13 protein-coding genes and 1 tRNA gene are annotated in these 18,230 nt (G+C 64.6%); 6 read left to right on the top strand and 8 right to left on the bottom strand.

Going from position 1 to position 18,230, the window contains the following annotated elements; all coding sequences use genetic code 11:
• Positions 1 to 13: 13 nt before the first annotated feature.
• Positions 14 to 1,894: an AsmA-like C-terminal region-containing protein gene (locus LB552_RS12300; protein WP_224605889.1), complete on the bottom strand. Its 1,881-nt coding sequence runs from the start codon at positions 1,892 to 1,894 to the stop codon at positions 14 to 16.
• A gap of 263 nt (positions 1,895 to 2,157) precedes the next feature.
• Between LB552_RS12300 and LB552_RS12295 the strand changes: the two genes are divergently transcribed.
• Complete coding sequence (locus tag LB552_RS12295; protein ID WP_224605871.1) at positions 2,158 to 4,116, top strand: acetoacetate--CoA ligase; 1,959 nt, start codon at positions 2,158 to 2,160, stop codon at positions 4,114 to 4,116.
• Positions 4,117 to 4,365: 249 nt separating this feature from the next.
• Here LB552_RS12295 and LB552_RS12290 read toward each other — a convergent pair whose 3' ends face one another.
• Positions 4,366 to 8,388, bottom strand: coding sequence for a PAS domain S-box protein (locus LB552_RS12290; RefSeq protein WP_224605869.1), 4,023 nt, complete (start codon positions 8,386 to 8,388; stop codon positions 4,366 to 4,368).
• A gap of 263 nt (positions 8,389 to 8,651) precedes the next feature.
• Here LB552_RS12290 and LB552_RS12285 point away from each other — a divergent pair, with 263 nt between their 5' ends.
• The 3 genes from LB552_RS12285 to LB552_RS12275 all read left to right on the top strand — a co-directional run bounded on the left by LB552_RS12285 (position 8,652) and on the right by LB552_RS12275 (position 10,005).
• On the top strand, positions 8,652 to 9,116 hold the full coding sequence (locus tag LB552_RS12285) for a phasin (RefSeq protein WP_095769951.1): 465 nt from the start codon (positions 8,652 to 8,654) through the stop codon (positions 9,114 to 9,116).
• A gap of 342 nt (positions 9,117 to 9,458) precedes the next feature.
• Positions 9,459 to 9,535: transfer RNA gene (locus LB552_RS12280), tRNA-His, on the top strand.
• 218 nt (positions 9,536 to 9,753) lie between these two features.
• On the top strand, positions 9,754 to 10,005 hold the full coding sequence (locus LB552_RS12275; protein WP_224605866.1) for a hypothetical protein: 252 nt from the start codon (positions 9,754 to 9,756) through the stop codon (positions 10,003 to 10,005).
• Between the two features lie 34 nt (positions 10,006 to 10,039).
• Here LB552_RS12275 and LB552_RS12270 read toward each other — a convergent pair whose 3' ends face one another.
• Positions 10,040 to 11,158 (bottom strand): P1 family peptidase, encoded by a 1,119-nt coding sequence (locus LB552_RS12270; RefSeq protein WP_224605865.1) that lies wholly within the window; start codon positions 11,156 to 11,158, stop codon positions 10,040 to 10,042.
• A gap of 7 nt (positions 11,159 to 11,165) precedes the next feature.
• Positions 11,166 to 12,731, bottom strand: a complete 1,566-nt coding sequence (xseA, locus tag LB552_RS12265; RefSeq protein WP_224605862.1) for an exodeoxyribonuclease VII large subunit — start codon at positions 12,729 to 12,731, stop codon at positions 11,166 to 11,168.
• A gap of 119 nt (positions 12,732 to 12,850) precedes the next feature.
• Here xseA and LB552_RS12260 point away from each other — a divergent pair, with 119 nt between their 5' ends.
• Positions 12,851 to 15,061, top strand: a complete 2,211-nt coding sequence (locus LB552_RS12260; RefSeq protein ID WP_224605859.1) for an EAL domain-containing protein — start codon at positions 12,851 to 12,853, stop codon at positions 15,059 to 15,061.
• Between the two features lie 2 nt (positions 15,062 to 15,063).
• Here LB552_RS12260 and LB552_RS12255 read toward each other — a convergent pair whose 3' ends face one another.
• Complete coding sequence (locus tag LB552_RS12255; protein WP_224605857.1) at positions 15,064 to 16,020, bottom strand: LysR substrate-binding domain-containing protein; 957 nt, start codon at positions 16,018 to 16,020, stop codon at positions 15,064 to 15,066.
• A gap of 237 nt (positions 16,021 to 16,257) precedes the next feature.
• On the opposite strand from LB552_RS12255, the gene LB552_RS12250 reads away from it, so the two are divergent.
• Complete coding sequence (locus LB552_RS12250) at positions 16,258 to 16,524, top strand: DUF1127 domain-containing protein (protein ID WP_224605854.1); 267 nt, start codon at positions 16,258 to 16,260, stop codon at positions 16,522 to 16,524.
• 208 nt (positions 16,525 to 16,732) lie between these two features.
• Here the strand turns inward: LB552_RS12250 and LB552_RS12245 are convergent, their stop codons facing one another.
• Genes LB552_RS12245 through LB552_RS12235 form a run of 3 tightly spaced genes read right to left on the bottom strand, consistent with a single transcriptional unit; the run spans position 16,733 to position 18,219 of the window.
• Complete coding sequence (locus LB552_RS12245; protein WP_095819825.1) at positions 16,733 to 16,957, bottom strand: type II toxin-antitoxin system HicB family antitoxin; 225 nt, start codon at positions 16,955 to 16,957, stop codon at positions 16,733 to 16,735.
• Positions 16,941 to 17,192 (bottom strand): type II toxin-antitoxin system HicA family toxin, encoded by a 252-nt coding sequence (locus LB552_RS12240; RefSeq protein ID WP_224605851.1) that lies wholly within the window; start codon positions 17,190 to 17,192, stop codon positions 16,941 to 16,943. Before LB552_RS12240 ends, LB552_RS12245 begins: the two co-directional genes overlap by 17 nt.
• Positions 17,193 to 17,220: 28 nt before the next feature.
• The gene (locus LB552_RS12235; RefSeq protein WP_224605849.1) at positions 17,221 to 18,219 is read right to left on the bottom strand and encodes a DUF937 domain-containing protein; all 999 of its coding nucleotides are present in this window, start codon (positions 18,217 to 18,219) and stop codon (positions 17,221 to 17,223) included.
• Positions 18,220 to 18,230 lie beyond the last annotated feature (11 nt).

Raw genomic sequence — 18,230 nt, 5'->3', positions numbered from 1 at the left:
GCGTCCATCGCATTTACTGGCCTGAAACGCCGGGAGCGATCGGCGATATGAACGGCGCGCTCCAGTTGCCGCCGACGAAGAACAGCGGCTGGCTCGGCGGCGCGGGAGCCGGGCTGGCCGCCTGACTGTTGGCCTGCTGGGGCTGCTGCGCCGGCTGTCCGTTGGGCACCACTCCGCCCGAGAGCGCCAGCCCGCGGCCGACATAGGAGGCGATGCCGGACAGCCAGATCTTGTATTTCTGCGAATTGATCTCGGCCTTGTCCAGGCGCGCCACGCCCTTCGAAATACTTGCCTTGATCTCGGCGCCGTCGATCGGCAGCGATCCATTGGCGACGTCGTCGAGCGCGAAGAAACCGCCTTGCTGGTTGCGCTTGAGGAAGGCCGGCAGGTCGAGCCCGTTGATAGTGCCCGGACCGAACGTCGCCGAGAACGATCCGTCGGCATTCTCGAAGATGGAATTCCAGGCCTTGCCCGGTCCCTTGAGGATGACGGATACGGTCCCGGTGCTGGCCGGCACCAGCCGCGTCATTCCCGCCGCCGTGGCAAAGGCTCCCGTATCTACGTCCGATGCCAGGAGCCGCATCTCGACCTGCGTGCCTTCCGGCTTGCGGTCGAAGCGCAGGCTGCTCTGGATGTTGCCGTTGAAGGCCGACGCGTCGGATATGTCGAAGACGGCAAGACCGTTCTTGACCTGCGCGGTCGCCGCGACGTCGGCGAGCTGGACCGGCCCCGCCATGGCATGCGCCGCCGACAGCCTGAGGTCGAGATTGATGCGGTCGGCGAAGCTGGTGTCGATATCGCCGGGGCCGGACTCGCCGGTCGGCGCGATAGGCGTGAAAGCCGACAGGAAAGATCTGAGATCAAGCGTGTCGAAGGCGAGCGTGCCGGCAATCACCGGGCTCCCCTCGGCGACGGAGAAATCCAGCGCGCCCATGCCCGGGTTGTTGTTGAACGTGACCGTGGTGTTCTCGAATTTCGCGCGCCCTGCCGAGGCGTTCACCTTGCTGGCGATCGAGACCGCACCGATCGCGGCACCCGGCGCGATCCCTGCCTGCGACCACTCCAGCACGCGCCGCAGCGACGGGGCGGCGAACTTCGCCTGGCCGTCCAGATAGGCGTTGTCGGACATCGAGGCCGTACCGTCGAAGGAGAATGTCGCGGGCGCGGCCTTGAAGGAGAGGGTGACAGGTGCCGCCCCTCCGCCAAACAGCACCAGCGGTTTCGCCGAGGAGAAATCGAGCTGCATGCTTTCGCCGCGCCAGATTCCGCTCGCGGTCAGCGACGCCTCGCTGTTCATCGCTTCCCAGTTCACCTGGCCGCTCAGGCTGCTCAGGATTTCGATGTCCTTACCGTCGACCGAAGTCACCACACGACCATCGCGGAATTCTACGGTGCCGAACGGATCGGACGGCAATTTGCCGAGATCCGGCTTCTGCGGGTTGGCGGTGACCACGCCGCGCGCGGTGTCGATCGAGCGCGTGATGCGCCCGCCGGTCGGAAGCGGCGGCAGATAGAAGCCGCTGGCGGTGCGCTGCACCCTGATCGTCGGGCGCACCAGCCTGGCGGTCGAGAAGGCGACGTTGCCCTGCAAGGCCGCCATGGCGGAGAGATCGACTTCCACGCGATCGGCCTCGACCACTGGCGGCGCTTCGGTCTCGGTCCATTGCGACAGCGTCACGTCACTGAGGATGGCCCGGAATTTCGGCCATACCTCAATGCGCGGCGACCCGTCGATCGTGACCCTGAAGCCGCTCCAGGCGCTCAATTCCCAGGCGATGCGGTCGCGCACGATGCGGGTCGAGGCAATCAGCGGCAGCGCCGCGACCGCGAGCGCGATGACGAGCACGGCAACGCCGATCGCCCACACCCCGCGCCGGATCAGAGATGATCGCATTTCGCCCCGTATGCTTTCGTTGCCGACAAATCGCCCGACGGGTGTAACCGAGCGCCGACGCTTTTCAAGTCTTTATGGCCTTGCGATGGCATTTGCACAGCAGCCGCCATGGGTCGCCCGAACAAAATCTTGCTCTGCTGCGCCGCAATATGCATAAGCGGGCTGCACGATCCCGATCCGCAATCGCACGCCGTTTCTGGGACGATGGCATATGCGACGTTGGGCTTAACTGGCTCGAAAGCGACGCTTTGGGAGGAGCGATCATGGCCGCCGACACACCTTTGTGGACCCCGACGCAGGAGCGGATCGACGCAGCGCCGATGACCGCGTTCATGAAGGCCGCGGAGGCAAAGGCTGCGCGTGCTTTCTCCGGTTATGCCGAACTGCATCGCTGGTCGATCGACAACCGCGAAGCCTTCTGGGACCTGGTCTGGGATTTCTGCGCGCTTGTCGGCGACAAGGGCGAGCGGCGCCTCGTCGACGGCGAGCGGATGCCTGGCGCCTCGTTCTTCCCCGACGCCAGGCTGAATTTCGCCGAGAACCTGTTGCAGAAGACCGGCGCCGGCGAGGCGATCGTCTTTCGCGGCGAGGACAAGGTCGAGCGGCGGCTCTCCTGGAACGAGCTCCATGGGCTGACCTCGCGCCTGCAGCAGCTCTTCCGGTCGCTCGGCGTCAAGGCCGGCGACCGCGTCGCCGCCATGATGCCGAATATGCCCGAGACCATCGCCGCGATGCTGGCGGCAAGCTCGATCGGCGCGGTCTGGTCGTCATGCTCTCCCGATTTCGGCGAGCAGGGCGTGCTCGACCGGTTCGGCCAGATCGAGCCGGTCGTCTTCATCGCGCCGGACGGCTATTGGTACAACGGCAAGGCGATCGAGGTGGCCGACAAGATCCGCGCTGTCGCCGACAAGCTGGCAAGCCTGAGCAAGGTGCTGATCGTCGACTATCTCGGCACCTCGAGCGACGTCGCCGCAACCATCGACAAGGCAGCCGCGCTCGAAGACGCGCTCTCGCCCTTTGCCGCAAAGCCCGTGAGCTTCGAGCGGCTGCCCTTCGCGCATCCGCTCTACATCCTGTTTTCCTCGGGCACGACCGGCATTCCGAAATGCATCGTGCATTCGGCCGGCGGCACGCTGATCCAGCACGTCAAGGAGCACCGGCTGCATGCCGGCCTGCTCGACGGCGATCGCCTGTTCTATTTCACCACCTGCGGCTGGATGATGTGGAACTGGCTGGTCTCGGGCCTCGCCTCCGGCGCGACGCTGCTGCTCTATGACGGCTCGCCTTTCTACCCGGACGGCAATGCGCTGTTCGATTTCGCCGATGCCGAGAAGATGACCTATTTCGGCACTTCGGCCAAATTCATCGATTCGGTTCGCAAGGCCGGTCTGAAGCCGATCGCGAGCCACGATCTGTCGAGCGTGCGCACCATCTCCTCCACCGGCTCGCCGCTGTCGCCGGAGGATTTCCGCTTCGTCTATGACGGCATCAAGAAGGACGTGCACCTGGCCTCGATCTCGGGCGGCACCGACATCGTCTCCTGCTTCGTGCTCGGCGTGCCGACCGAGCCGGTCTGGACCGGGGAGATCCAGGGTCCTGGCCTCGGCCTGGCGGTCGACGTCTGGGACGACGACGGCAAGCCTGTCCGGCAGGAGAAGGGCGAGCTGGTCTGCACCAAGGCCTTCCCGTCGATGCCGATCGGCTTCTGGAACGACCCCGAAGGCATGAAATATCACGCCGCCTATTTCGAGCGTTTCGACAATGTCTGGTGCCATGGCGACTTCGCCGAATGGACGGAACATGGCGGCATGGTCATCCACGGCCGCTCGGATGCCACGCTCAATCCGGGCGGGGTCCGGATCGGCACGGCCGAGATCTACAACCAAGTCGAGCAGATGCCGGAAATCCTCGAGGCGCTCTGCATCGGCCAGGATTTCGACAATGATGTCCGTGTCGTGCTGTTCGTGCGGCTCGCCCCCGGCGTGACCCTGGACGAGGATCTGGAAAAGCGCATTCGCGCCAGGATCCGCACCGGCGCCAGCCCGCGCCACGTGCCGGCCAGGATCGTCGCCGTCGCCGACATCCCGCGCACCAAGTCCGGCAAGATCACCGAGCTCGCCGTGCGCGACGTGGTCCACGGCCGTGCCGTGAAGAACAAGGAAGCGCTCGCCAATCCCGAGGCGCTGGAGCTGTTCCGCGACCTGCCGCAGCTGGCAAGCTGACCGATGTGGTTAACGAAATCTGTCCGGCGAATTTACCTAGATTTCACGGGTGGTACACATTCGTAAATTTTTTCGCGGCCAGGTAAGGACTTGTTAAGAGACGACGCTGATAGTCGCGTGTAACTTGAGGGAGAAATCCCGTTCCTCGTCCCCTGAGGTTCTGCTCAAGCCCCCGTTGTGACAGCATCCCATTTCTCAAGGCGTCCTCTTGGACGCCTTTTTTTTTGGCCGTCGCTGTCGCGTGCAATGTTATTCGGCGAGCACGCGCGTGGAGGGGAAGCCGACCTCGACTAGGGTTCCTTCGCCTGGCGTCGAGGTGATGGCGAAGCGGGCGCGGTTCGCCTCCACCATGGCCTTGGTGAGGGGCAGGCCGAGGCCGGTGCCGTCGCCGCGTCCGCGCTTCAGCGCATTGATCTGCTTGAACGGTTTCAACGCCTGCTCGATCTCGGCCTGGGTCATGCCGATGCCGGTGTCGCGCACGCGCATGACGACGTCGCCCGAGGCTTCGTAGGCGGTCGAGACGATCACCTGGCCGCCCGCCTGGGTGTAGCGAATGGCGTTGGACAGGATGTTGAGGGCGATCTGGCGCACGCTTCTCAGATCCGCCACCACTTCCGGCAGCCGCGAGGCGAAGCTGGAGCGGATGATGACCCGTTCGCGATTGGCCTGAGGCTGCATCATCGCCACCGTCTCGGCCAGCGTGTCGTTGAGCGACACCGCCTCGTAATCCATCTCCTGCTGGCCGGCCTCGATCTTGGAGATGTCGAGCAGGTCGTTGACGAGGTCGAGCACATGGTTGCCCGAGCGGTTGATGTCGCGCAGGTAGTCGCGATAGCGGTCGTTGGTGATCGGACCGAATTTCTCGTCTACCATCAGCTCGGAAAAACCGATGATGGCATTGAGCGGCGTGCGGATCTCGTGGCTGATGCGGGCCAGGAAATCCGTCTTCTGCGAGGAGGCGCGCTCGGCCACTGCGCGTGCCTGCGTCAGGTCTTCCTCGGCCCGCTTCCATTGCGTGATGTCGCGCACGACGGCGCAGAAGCCGCTGTCGTTGGGCAGCCTGCCGATGGTCATGAACAGCGGGATGAAACGCCCCTGCGCCTCGCGGCCGATGACCTCGCGGCCGTCATTGAGCACGCTCGCGACACCCGGCTCCGAAAGCCCGGCCAGATAGTCGCGCGCCGCGCGCTGGCTTTCTATGGCAAACAGCGAGGCAAAGGGCTTGCCCGCGACCTCGTCGCTGTCGAAACCAAACAGCGCTTCGGCCGGCCGGCTGATCGAGCGGATGTTCCCGTCGCGGCCGATCAGCACGACGCCGTCGGTGGCGGTATCGATGATGGTGCGCATCTCCGCAATGCGCGATTTCAGTTCCGGCACGTCCGGCTGCAGCGCCGGCTCGTCATTCGCGGCGGTGAAATGCGCCGCATCGTCCTCGCCGGAACGCCGCACCACCAGCATCAGCGCCTTGCCGCCGCGCCACGGCACCGAGCGCAGCAGCGCGTCGATCGGGAATTCCATGCCCTGGCGGGTCTTGAGCTTCAGCGAGTGATCGCTTTCGTCCGTCGCGGTGTCCTCGGCATAGGAATCGGCGAAGAGCGCGCCCAGGCCGCCTGCATCCGCGAGGTCGTCCAGCGCATCATAGCCGGTGAGTTCGAGGAAGGCGTCATTGGCATAATGCAGCATGTCGCCCGAATGGATGAGCAGCGGCACCGGCAGCCGTGCGAGGATGGATGTGTCGGGTGCCTTGGCTTCCTCTCCGGTCGAAAACGCGGACGGCACAAAACCGGAAAGTTTAAGCGGCGGCACGTCGAGGCGTCGCCGCGTCGCGGCTGTCGCGTCCAGTTCTTCCGGCTGTTCTTCCGCGGTCTTGGCGGCATATGTATCGGAGCCTGCCCAGTCCTCATTGTCCTGCACATCGCGGAAGTCGTCGGCGGTCATGCTATCGTCGGCCGTCGCATCGGAGGCGGGCTGCCCGGCCGCGACAGGCAGCGCCGCAGGCTCTTCGACGGGCCGCTGCGGCTTCGCGGCAGCAGGTTCGGCGTCCTCCCGGGCGCCCTCTGCTTGCTCGTTCTGGGAAACCGGCGCGACGCCGGCGTCTTCCGTGGGTTTCTCGCCATCGGCAAAGTTGAGCAGCGAGCCGGAACCGGCCGAGGTCTCGGCCAGGCCGGCGTCGTCTATCTCGGCGGCGCCATCGATGCCGTCGAGCCGCGCCAGATCGTCCTGGTCCTCCGCCTCGGTCTCCGCTTCCGCGGCCTTTGCGTCGTCGGCTTCCGAGGGCGCGGACAAGGTCGCGCCCTGGGCGGAATCGTCGTGCTCCGCCGCATCGGGTGGAAGCGGCTGGTTTGCGACGGCCCTTGTTTCGCTGGCCGCTTCCTTCACCGTTACCGCGTCCTCGCTGGCAACAGCGGCATCGAGCCGCTTGTCGGCTTCGGGGGCGCGTTCCTCGGCAGGGGCGGAACTGTCCTTGCGCAGCCGCTCGCCGATCTCGCGGAAGGCGCTGCGCTCGAGGATCGACAGGCCCTTGTGATTTGCCGGCGTGTCGCTTCCCGGTTGCTTGTCGCTGGCCGGCTGGCGATGCTCGGCCAGCCTTATCACCTTGTCGGCAAAGCGTCGCTCCGGCTTCGGCACGATGGTCAGCGCCGGCACTTCGCCCCGGAAGGGGTCTTCGGGCCTTGGCTTTTCCAGAGGCGTCTGCTCTGCCGGCTGATCGCCCGACGCGTCGGCCCCGCCGGAGGTGGCCCTGGCAGGAGCGGCATTCGGCACCAGAGCCATGCCAAGCGCTTCCGGATCGACCACGGCGTCGGCGCTGCGCGCGACGCCAAAGCCGCGAAAACCCTCGAAGGCGCGGCTGCGGCCGTAGACGGGCAGGGCCGCCAGATCGACGGGGATCTTCAGACCCGTTCCGGCCACCGGCCACAGTACCGAGCGGCCGGACCAGGTATCGCGCCGGTCGAGCAGGCCTGCGATCTCGCCCGAGGCGTCGAGGCCGAAAGTGGCGGCGACATCCTTGAAGCGGCGGCCGATCACATCGGCGGCAGGCTGGCCGACGATGTCGGCAAATTCGGGCGACAGCGCGCTGAACCGACCTTCGGCATCGGTGCGCCAGACGAAGCGCAATGGGGGCGCCGACCGGTCGATGTCGCGCGACAGGCCCGGCTGGGCTGATTTGGCAGTTTCGCGTGCAGCGGCTTCGCCAGCATCTTGGCCTTCGGCTGCGGCGGCACCTTCCGGCTCGTCCTTCGCCGGCGCTGCCGGTTGAGCATGCCCGGCGCCATCGTCGCCGGCGTTGAAATACCAATGGTCGTGCTGGCCGGCGCCGGCGTCGGCGGCCTGATGGTCTGTCCGGGTGGGCCGCTGGCCGGCCAAGGTCCGGCCCTCCGCGTCGGGCTGTGCGTCGCCGTCGGGAGCCTCTGTCGCCGGCTCGTCCTCTTTGCCGGCCGCCACGGTAGGCACTGGGTTGTCCTGGGCAGGCTGAGACTCGGGCTCGATTGCCGCGCTTTCACCTTGGGGCGGGGCGCTGACCGCCTCTGGCGCCGCAATTCCCTGATCGCCGGTCCGATCGCCTTGGCCGGCGGCCGCCCGATCGTCCCGGCCGCTATCGGAGTCGTCGAGTTGCGCCTCGTCGATCACCACCAGCAGGTGCCGCGTATCGGTGAGCCGCGCAAAACCGGCCGGGTAGGCGGTGTCGGTGCCCGGCACGAGGCGTTTGACGATACGGTCGCCGCTGCTTGCCACATCCGCAACCAGGGCAGCCAACGTCCGCGGCTCGATGCCAAGCGCCGCAAAGCCGTCCGAGGATGCCTCGACCCCGCCTTGCGCGTCGACAAAGGCAATGAAATGTCCGGCCTCGGTAAAGCCGCCGATGGCGCGGCTGGCGATCTCGACGGCGCTGCGCGAAGTGGTCTGTGCCGCCGGCACCGCCAGCATGATTGCCGCCTCGCCGTCCGGCATCGTCACTGCGCTGGCCAGAAAGCCGACGGCGCGGCTTTCCATGCCGGTGGCCAGCCTCACCGTGACGGCGCGGTCGCTGCCGATGTCGGGAAAACCGCTGGTCGCCATGATCTGCCGGCGGGCGATCAGCGGCAGCCGCGCCGAGGCGCCGATGATGGCCTCGATATCCGGATAGCCGAAGGCCGACGCCCCCGGACCATTCGCCCAGATCACCTGTTCGAGGTCGACGGACAAAATGGCCAAAGCATCGCCCGCGGCAAAGCGCTGGCGCACCGCGTCGAGCACGGCAACGTCGAGGAAGGAGTAGTTTTCAGGCGGCATGCGCTGGCCAACCCTCCGGAGCGGGCATTTTTCAGTTAACGCTTTGTTAATAAAAGCCCGCGGCCCGGAGGTCCACAAGCCTAAGCTTGCATCGGTCGAAATCTCTGGGCTCTTGGTTAACGGCTCTCGTGGCTGACGCAGGGGAAAGATTTTTATGGTGCGGTGCAGCAAAGATATTGCAATGCACAAAAAATCCGTTATATTGCCATCATACATGAACGAGACGGCTTTCTGTCAAAGCCGCTGCCGCGAAAGGTTGGAAAATGTCCAAGACCACTGCCAAATCCGCCGAGACCATCGAAAACGTCGAATTCCCGAGCTTTGATGCTTCCAAGGCCACCGACCAGATCCGCGCCTTCGCCGAGAAGGGCGTCGAGCAGTCGAAGGAAGCCTATGCCAAGCTGAAGACCGGCGCCGAGGAGACCCAGAAGGTTCTGGAGTCGACCTACGAGACCGCCAAGACTGTTTCCAGCGACGTTTCGCTGAAGACCATCGCCGCGCTGCGCGCCAATGCTGAGGCCAGCTTCTCGCACCTCGAAGCCCTGGTCGGCGCCAAGACCCTTTCGGAAGTCGTCGAGCTGCAGACCTCCTTCCTGCGCAAGCGCGTCGAAATGGCCGTTGAGCAGGCCAAGGAGTTCCAGACCGTTGCCACCAAGGCGGTCGAGGACGTCTCCAAGCCGGTCAAGAGCGCCTTCGAGAAGGCGATGAAGGACGTCAAGGCCGCCTGATTTCAGCGCACAACCTTGCGATGCATCAAAACGTCGCATTTCGTCAGACAAATAGTCGTGCGATAGGTTGAGCAATCAGATACCCGGAAATGGAACCTCCTCCCTCCATTTCCGGGGTGACCAGCCAGCACCTCCTCCCGCTGGCTCGTAACAGGAAAAGGCCGGCACCTCCTCCCGCCGGCCTTTTCTTTTGCCTTGACGAAAGGCGAATGAGGAAACCAATCGTTTACCTTATCAAGGCCCTTGAATTAGAATCCGATAGCCCGTATTTGACGCATCGCCGAACGACAGAGCGGATCACGGAGAATGAAGCTTTCACCTCGATCCAGCTCAGGCAGGCAGGCCGTTGTAGCTCAGCTGGTTAGAGCGCCGGATTGTGGATCCGGAGGTCGCTGGTTCGATCCCAGCCAACGGTACCATCACTCTCGATGATCTGAACGTGCACCTTGAACCCTTCCATTCCTTCGGCTCCGCGGACCATGGGCAAGCTCTCTTGTCTCTAGGGCGAGATATATTGTCCCATGGACAAGGTGTCTTGCCGGTCGAGGCCGACTCGGCTCGAATGGAGCATGCATCCTTTGCAGGGATGCGGACGTTCATGACGACCAACCGGCTTTGCCGCTAGGGAAAAAGCAGTATGAGTGAACATGCGATCGAGTTCTTGCGCGGCTGGATTGGCGAGAAAGTCCAATGCCAGCATTTGCCGATCAAGATCGACAAGCAGGCCGAGACCCTTGCCAAGGAATGCTGCGCCAAGGCCGCCGAGGCAGGCATTCTGCTGGAGGACATCCAGGAAGAGGTCGGCGACATCCAGGAATTGATCGCGTCGCGCCTCGAGGAAGCCGTTGAAGAGGGCAGCAGCGAAATCAACCCGGACAAACCGGAATAAACCCCGGCCTGCCACGGGCCGGCGGCGCCGTTTCTCAGCCGAATTTTTCCTCCAGCCATTCCTTCGGCAGCGCCGGCACGAAATTGCCGTCGCGCCCAGTCATATCCGCATTGGCAACCAATGCGTTGAGGATCGCTTCCTCCACGCCTTGCACGACCGCGTCGAAGAACGGGTCGATGTCGACGTCCGGGATGAATTCCGCGCGGGCGATGCGGCCTGAAGGCGCCAGCGCGGCCTCGGCATTGGCGGTCGAGAAGGCGAGAAAAATATCGCCAGAACTGTGATAGCCATAGCCCCCGGTCACGGCAATGCCGAGCGGCACGCGCCGGGCGAGCCGCTTCATCTGATGCGGCAGCAACGGCGCGTCGGTGGCGATGATGGCAATGATGGAACCCTTTTCGGCGCGCGGCGCGCCCTCGCGGATGGCCGGCTGGGCCAATTCGGGGCCGACACGCCGGCCGCGAATGGTGAAATTGTGCCTTTTGCCGAAATTCGCCTGCACGAAGACACCAAGCGTGTAGCGCCGGTCCCGCCATCCGACGATGCGCGAGGCGGTGCCGGATCCGGCCTTGAAGCCGAAGCTTATCATGCCGGTGCCGCCACCGACGCTGCCTTCCTCGATGGCGCCGCCGCTGGCGCTGTCGAGTGCTGCGGTCACATGGTCGACGCTCACATGATGGCCGTTGATGTCGTTGAGGAAGCCGTCATAGGTCTCTGCCGCCACTGGCAGGCCCCAGCCGCTATCGAGCGCAGCCGGCAAGACGCGATGCATCCAGCGCAAGGTGGCATCGCGGGTCACGCCGCAGGAATGCGTGTTGGTGATGGTGACCGGGAAATTGAAGGCGCCGGTTTCCTCGATGATATGCGTTCCGGTCAGCTCGCCATTGCCGTTCTGGCTGAACACGCCGGCGAACACCGGCGTCGCGAGTTCCTGAGCCGGCCTTGGCAGGATCGCGGTCACGCCGGTGCGCACCGGTCCGGTGCCGACCTGCAACGGGCCGTCGCCTGAAATCAGCGTCGTGTAGCCCACCGACACGCCCGGCACGTCGGTGATGGCGTTGAAAAGGCCCGGCGTGCCATCGAGCGCGATACCGAACGAGCGCAGGCGCGGCTTGCCCGACGGGGTGCGAAGATGCGGGTCGTGGTCGCTCATTCAGACCTCAGAACAACGAACCCTGATTGCCTGGCTCCTTGGCCTTGGCGGGCGATTTTCCGGCCAGCTTCGGCCGCGCCCCGCCGGAGGTTGCGATGGCCTCGGCAGTGCCGTCGGCGAATTCCAGCTGCAGCGCCGCGCCCGGCGCCAGCTCCGCGACCCGCTTGATGACGGCGCCTTCGGCATCCTTGACCAGCGCGAAGCCGCGCGCCAGCACGGCCTTGTGCGACAATGTTGAAAGCAGCCGGTCCGCCTGGGTAAGAGCCGAGCGCAGCCGGTCGAGGCGCCGCGCCGTCGCCTGATCTTGCCTGCGCGACAGCGCTGCCAGCGTGTCGGCCTGTTGCTTCTGGCGCCGCACGATCGGCGCCGGCGACAGCCTTGCCGCCGTGCGTTTGAACCGCGTGCGCCTTTCGCGCACGATGGCGAAGAACGCGGCTCGCGCCCGCGCAATATCGCGGCCGGTCAGCGTGCGCGCTTCATTGAGGCGCCGCGACAGGGTTGCCGGCGTCAGCCTTTGCCGCTCCAGCGTCGCCCGCTTGCGCTCGATATTCACCGTCAGCCCGCGACCGAGGCGGCTGGTCGCATCGTCGAAACGGCGGCGCGGCAGCGCTAGCAACTGGTCGGGCGAGGGGAGCGCGCGCGCCGCGGCGCGCACCGCCTGGCGCTTGCGTTCCAGATGCCGCGAGGCGCAGGCGTTGAGCCGCGCGGCAAGGCTGGCCAAGGTAGCCTCCAGATCCGCCCTGACCGGCACGGCGATCTCGGCCGCGCCCGTCGGCGTCGGCGCGCGCATGTCGGCGACGAAGTCGATCAGCGTCGTATCGGTCTCATGGCCGACGGCCGAGATCACCGGGATGGCGGACGCCGCCACCGCCCGCGCCAGCCCTTCGTCGTTGAAGCCCCAGAGGTCCTCGAGGCTGCCGCCGCCGCGTGCCACGATCAACAGATCGGGTTGGCGGATGGGTCCGTCCCATGTCAGCGCATTGAAGCCGTTGACGGCCGCGGTCACCTCCTTGGCCGTCGTGTCGCCTTGGACCCTCACCGGCCACACCAGCACATGAAGCGGAAACCGGTCCTTGATGCGGTGGATGATGTCGCGGATCACCGAGCCCGTCGGCGAGGTGACGACGCCGATGACTTTGGGCATGAAAGGCAGCCGACGCTTGCGGCCGGCATCGAACAGGCCTTCGGCCTGCAGCCGGCGCTTGCGCTCTTCGAGCAGCGCCATCAGCGCGCCGGCGCCCGCCGGCTCCAGATTGTCGATAACGATCTGGTAGTTGGATTTGCCGGGATAGGTGGTCAGCTTGCCACTGGCGATCACCTCCATGCCTTCCTCGGGGCGGAACTTCAGCCGCGCCATGGTGGTCTTCCAGACCACCGCATCGATCCGCGCGCGGTCGTCCTTCAACGCGAAGTAAGCATGGCCGGACGAATGCGGGCCGCGATAGCCGGAAATCTCGCCACGCACCCGCACATTGCCGAAGGCGTCCTCGACAGTGCGCTTCAGCGCGCCGGAAATCTCGCTCACCGTATATTCGGTGGCGTTGCTGCGTGATTCGGTTGCTGTTTCACTCATTGCGCGATTGGGGAACGCTTATCGGCCCGCGTCAAGCGCGGCGAAACCGCGCTAATATCATAACGCGATCTTAAGCCCGATTTGCTTTGACAGGCCCAGAAGAGCCGGCCGGGGACCTGATGAGCGTACGCCAAAACAGCAGCCCGTTGACCCGTCAGGTCACGCTGACCGTGCTGACGCTCGCCACTTTCGCTTTAGCCATCGTCGTGGGCTTCGGCTTCTACGCGGCCAGCCAGGCCGATGATGCCTCGCTCGTACGACAAAAGATGTTCATCGCCGATGGTTTGAATGACCAGATTGCGTCTGTTCAGCGGGAGCAGGAAAGCGTTTCGGTCTGGGATGACGCGATCATCAATGTGAGGGCAGGCAACCAGACCTGGATCGAAGAGAATCTCAGTGTCTGGATGTACACCTATTATGGTCACAACCGGGTCTATATTCTCGACGCCGCCAATCATGCGATCCACGCCATGCGCGAGGGCAAGGTGGTCGACGCTTCCGCCTATGGCGAGGACCAGCCCACGCTTCTTCCAATCATCGAAAAACTGCGTCGCATGCTGGCTGGGCCGCCGCAGACCGATGCGTACGGCCAGCCTGCGAAGATGGTGGCCGAGGATCTGGTATCCCTCGATGGCGCGCCAGCGATCGTCAGCGTCGCGCCGCTCCTGCCGAGCTCGGACAGGATCAGCCAGGCGCAAGGCACCGAATATCTGCATGTGTCGGTCGAATTCATCAATGACGCGGTGATCGGCAAGATCGCCGGAAAGTACCTGCTTGATGGCGCGCGGCTGGTGCCTTTGTCACAGCCGGCTGGCCCAGCCGCCGTGCCGCTGGTTGATTCGCGCGGCGTCATCCTCGGCTATATCGGCTGGGACCAGCTGCGGCCCGGCCTTGCTCTGGTGCGCGAGATCGCTCCTGCCTTGGCGATCGCGCTGCTGTTGGCGGGCGGCGTGCTGGTGTTCCTGTTGAGCAGCTTGCGTCGCGCCTCGACCGCGCTGCAGACCAGCCAGGACCAGGCGCAATATCTCGCCTTCCACGACACGCTCACCGGCCTGCCCAACCGGGCGCTGTTCGAGGACCGCTTGCGGCGCACGCTGCTGTTCGCCAGCAGGGACAAGACGCGCGTCGCGCTGCTTTACCTCGACCTCGACCGCTTCAAGCATATCAACGACACGCTCGGCCATCCGGCCGGTGACGAGCTCGTGCGCCAGACGGCGGCGCGGCTCAAGCATACGATCCGCGAAGTCGATACCGTCGCGCGGCTGGGCGGTGACGAATTCGCCGTCATCCTGCTTGACGTTCCCGACGTCGGAAGTGCCGAGGACATCGCCGAAAGGCTGCTCTTGAAGCTGCGTGAGCCGTTCCGGCTGATCGACGACCAGGTCTTCGTCAGCGCGAGCGTCGGCATCGCGCTGTCGTCTGGATCGGACATCGACGCGGACGAGCTGTTGCGCAAGGCCGACATCGCGCTTTACGAGGCCAAGAAGAACGGTCGTGGCCGCTACGAGCTGTTTGCCGGCGACATGGACGATCTCTTGTTGCGCAAGCGCAAGGTCGAATCGGAACTCCGCAAGGCGCTTGAGGGCGAAGGTGGCATCAAGCTCGCCTATCAGCCGGTTTTCGCGGCCGACGGCCGCGCGATACTGGGGGCCGAAGCGCTGATCCGCTGGGGCCATGACGTGCACGGCGCTTTGCCGCCGGCGCAATTCATCGCCATCGCCGAAGAGCGCGGCCTCATCGGCGATTTGGGCAAATGGGCGCTGGGCGAAGCCTGCCGCTTTGCCGCCGGGACCGAATTACCCTGGATTGCGGTCAACATCTCGCCGATGCAGCTGCGTGACATCGGCTTTGCCGGACAGGTCGCCGATATCCTGAGCGAAACCGGGCTCGATCCCTGTCGCCTGCAGCTTGAGACCACCGAAAGCGTACTGCTCGAGCACAATGATACGATCGGCACGGTGATTGCCGCGCTGCGCCAATCCGGCATCTGCATCGTGCTCGACGATTTCGGCACCGGCTATTCCTCGCTGAGCTATCTGCGCCGCCAGGCGATCGACAAGTTGAAGATCGACCGCTCTTTCGTGCATCTGCTCGACGAGGACGAAAGCGCGCGCGCAATCGTCAAGACACTGATCGAGCTGGCGCAGGCGCTCAAGGTCGAGGTAACCGCGGAAGGCGTCGAGACCGATGCACAAAAGGCCTTGCTGGTCGGCATGGGCTGCCGCCAGTTGCAGGGCTATCTGCTGTCGCCGCCGCTGGAGCCCGGCCAATTGCTTGCGCTGCCGGGTGTTTCACCTGCCGACCGGGAACGTTCCGCCGCTCGCGGCTGACTCTACCAGCCAGGCATGATCTGGTTCGCCTTGACCCGCTTCATCTTGGCGAAGGCGAGGGCGGCGAAGTCGAAGCTACCCGCCTCCTCGCCGAGCGGCATGGAAATGTTGTCGAGGCTTTCGGCAATGTGACGGGCCAAAGCGTCGACGATCTCCGGTTGCGAGGTCTGGCCGCGCATGATGCCGATGCGGCAGTCCGGCAACTGGCCGAAGCCGTCGGCCTCGCCGAGCACGCGCATGCCGGGCCGAAGCGCGCATTCCGGCAGCACCGAGACCGCCAGGCCGGAAAGCACGGCCGCGGTGATCACCGTGGCCGAGAAGCTGGAGAACAGCACGCGATACTCGCGGTTCTGCCGGTCGAGCACGTCGACCGCCGCGCGCCGCCAGATGCAGTTCGGCCGGCCGAACGCCATAGGCAGGGTTTCCTGCTCATGTGTGGCATGGTTGGCGGACGTCACCCACAAAAGCGGCTCGCGCCGCACCACTTCCGACTGGCCGCGCGTATCGTTATGCGTCACCAGCGCCAGGTCGAGATTGCCGCGCTTGATGTGCTCGACCAGCCCTGGCGTCGGCTCGCAGACGACCGTCAGTTCGACGCGCGGGTTGGAGCGCGAGAAGCGCGCCATGATCTCGGGCAGGAAGCGGTCGGCATAATCGTCCGGCGTGCCGATGCGGATCGTGCCTTCGAGCCGCTGGTCGTCGAAGGCGGCCAAAGTCTCGCGGTTGAGATGGATCAGCCGCCGCGCGTAGGCAAGCAGCCTTTCGCCCTCCTCGGTCAGCTTGTTGGTGCGGCCGTCCTTTTCGAACAACGGCTTGCCGATCCGCTCCTCCAGCCGCCGCATCTGCATCGACACTGCCGACTGTGTCCGATGCACCTCCTCAGCCGCGCGGGTGAAGCTGCCAGTGTCGGCGATCGAGATGAAGGTTTGCAACTGATCGAGGTCGAGCGGCGCTTTCATCGGTCCAACCTATCATTGATGTTGATGCTAGAGATTAAAAACATTCGTTGGATTAATCAATCGCGCGATGGCAAATTGGCATCGTTCACATGAAAGCAGTGCATGTCGCCCAGAAGTCGGTTCCCGGTTCAGGGACGACGACATGCATCACGTCAATGAATGGAAACTGGAACGGCGCTTCTCCCAAGGCGCCGTTTGCCCGGTTTCGTCCGCTCGACTCCTGAAGGAGAGACTGACATGACCACGATTGAACTCGCTTCCGAGACCCCGCGCATCACCACGCGTCCGGCCGTTGCGACGCGCGTGCTCAATGCTCTCGCCAACGCCTATGTCGCCTGGAAAAACCGCCGCGCCTTCTATCGCCTGGGCGACATGTCGGACGCCGAGCTTGCCGATATCGGCCTGACCCGCGCCGACCTCCATGTCGCCGTCGCCGTGCCCTTCGGCCGCGATCCGACAGTGAAGCTGCGCGCCATCGCCAGCGAGCGCGCCGACACGATCTAGGATCTTGCTCGTCAGGTAGCCTGAACGGCCGCATCGCCTGGATTTCCGGTCGCGTTGAACCTTTTCATGGCTCGGCGCGACCAAGCTTCATGCAGGCTCCCACACTCCCTGCCGGTTCCCCGCCGGCCAGCCTGCACATTGCCCGGTTCCTCCTCCAGGACCGGGCATTTTTTTGACCGCGCCTCTTTCTGGAAGGCGTCTCAGGGGATCAGGCGAAAGCCAATTTTCTCGATGGTCTTGGCACTGATCGGCCAAGTTCATGCGCAGCTTCTATCCAAGCCGCGATGGCATCCTGAACATTCGCGATGGCCTCTTCGGGGGTTTCGCCATCGCTCATGCAGCCGGGAAGATCCGGGACATAAGCGGAGAACCCGCCACCGTCCTCAATCGAGAGTGGTGCGATGACGACAGGATATTCAAGTTTGTCCGTCATGCTTTTTTGCCTCGTCGATAAAGGACACGAGTTTTCGAATATATACGGGCTTGATCGGGCGTTTGAAAGGCACCGTCAAAATGTCAGCCATTGCCGTGTGGTAGATTTTGTAATGCGAACCGCCCGATCTCGGCGGCACGCATTGAATGCCGGCCTCGTCGCAAACTGCCTTAACATCTCGCATCGACCAGTCGCCGCGGAGATTGCGGCGCATTTGTTCGAGTCTCTTGCTCACGAAAGTCGTTCCGGGGGCGTTCGATAACTCACCGCCGGTCCATGTCGCGCTTGAACTGGTCGAAGATCGTCCCGACGCTCTTCTCATATTCGTCGCGCTGCTGGGCACCGGTCTCGAACATCTTGCCGAAGATATCGTCGAACGGGTTTCGCGGCCGGCCGCTCGGATTGGTTTGCGGCTGTTGCGGCGCGCTCTGCTGCGGCTGCGGCGCCGGTTGTGCCCCAGGCATGCCGAAACCGCCGCCGCCCTGGCGCAGCATCTCCTCGAAGATCTTGCCGAGCGGGTTATCGCCATAGGGGCTTTGCGTCTGCTGTGGTTGAGTCTGCTGCGGCTGCTGCGTCGCGCCGCCGCCGAACATATCCTGCAGCACCTTCCCGAGCGGGTTTTCGCCGTACGGACTGGGGGCCTGCTGGGGCTGGTTTTGCGACTGCTGCGTGCCGCCGCCGAACATGTCCTGCAGCACCTTGCCGATCGGGTTCTCGCCATAGGGCGCCGGCTGCGGCGCCGGCGCGAGGCCGCCTTGGCGCATCATCTGCTCGATGATCTCGCCGAGCGGATTGCCGCTGCCGCCGAAGCCGGCGGCCTGCATCTGCCCCCCACTCAATTGATTGTTGGTCTGCTTGAACAGCCCGCCCATCATCATCGAGGCCATGGCCGGCAGCATCTGCTGCAGCACCTGCTGGCTCAAGCCCGTCGCCTGCGCGGCTTGGGCTGCCACGGCGCGCGACAAATCCTTCGAGCCGAACAGATGGCCGAGTATGCCGTTGCCCTCATCGATGCCTTGCGGCGAAAAGGCCCTCGTGGTGTCCTCGAAATATTTGGCGTGCTGGCCGCTCGCCATAGCCGTCATGAACGCGCCCATCCCGTAAGGGTCGGCGGTGTTGCGCTGCAGCCCTTGCGAGAATGCCGGCAGCAGCGCCTGCACCGCGGCCTGCGTCTGCTGCATCGAAAGCCCGTATTGCTGTGCCAGCGCCTGCATGCCGGCGCCGTTCTGGGCCTGGGCGAAAATGTCGAACAGGGAAGGCATTTGGGTTCTCC

It is taken from the genome of Mesorhizobium sp. CA7 (assembly GCF_020165015.1).
Classification (GTDB): domain Bacteria; phylum Pseudomonadota; class Alphaproteobacteria; order Rhizobiales; family Rhizobiaceae; genus Mesorhizobium.
Note: the sequence above shows the minus strand (reverse complement) of the source record. Positions and strands in the feature narration are given on the sequence as shown.

Excerpts from the sequence above, each read along its gene's own strand:
- LB552_RS12300 (WP_224605889.1), bottom strand. The coding sequence starts at position 1,894 with ATGCGATCATCTCTGATCCGGCGCGGGGTGTGGGCGATCGGCGTTGCC.
- LB552_RS12295 (WP_224605871.1), top strand. The coding sequence starts at position 2,158 with ATGGCCGCCGACACACCTTTGTGGACCCCGACGCAGGAGCGGATCGAC.
- LB552_RS12290 (WP_224605869.1), bottom strand. The coding sequence starts at position 8,388 with ATGCCGCCTGAAAACTACTCCTTCCTCGACGTTGCCGTGCTCGACGCG.
- LB552_RS12285 (WP_095769951.1), top strand. The coding sequence starts at position 8,652 with ATGTCCAAGACCACTGCCAAATCCGCCGAGACCATCGAAAACGTCGAA.
- LB552_RS12275 (WP_224605866.1), top strand. The coding sequence starts at position 9,754 with ATGAGTGAACATGCGATCGAGTTCTTGCGCGGCTGGATTGGCGAGAAA.
- LB552_RS12270 (WP_224605865.1), bottom strand. The coding sequence starts at position 11,158 with ATGAGCGACCACGACCCGCATCTTCGCACCCCGTCGGGCAAGCCGCGC.
- xseA (WP_224605862.1), bottom strand. The coding sequence starts at position 12,731 with ATGAGTGAAACAGCAACCGAATCACGCAGCAACGCCACCGAATATACG.
- LB552_RS12260 (WP_224605859.1), top strand. The coding sequence starts at position 12,851 with ATGAGCGTACGCCAAAACAGCAGCCCGTTGACCCGTCAGGTCACGCTG.
- LB552_RS12255 (WP_224605857.1), bottom strand. The coding sequence starts at position 16,020 with ATGAAAGCGCCGCTCGACCTCGATCAGTTGCAAACCTTCATCTCGATC.
- LB552_RS12250 (WP_224605854.1), top strand. The coding sequence starts at position 16,258 with ATGACCACGATTGAACTCGCTTCCGAGACCCCGCGCATCACCACGCGT.
- LB552_RS12245 (WP_095819825.1), bottom strand. The coding sequence starts at position 16,957 with ATGACGGACAAACTTGAATATCCTGTCGTCATCGCACCACTCTCGATT.
- LB552_RS12235 (WP_224605849.1), bottom strand. The coding sequence starts at position 18,219 with ATGCCTTCCCTGTTCGACATTTTCGCCCAGGCCCAGAACGGCGCCGGC.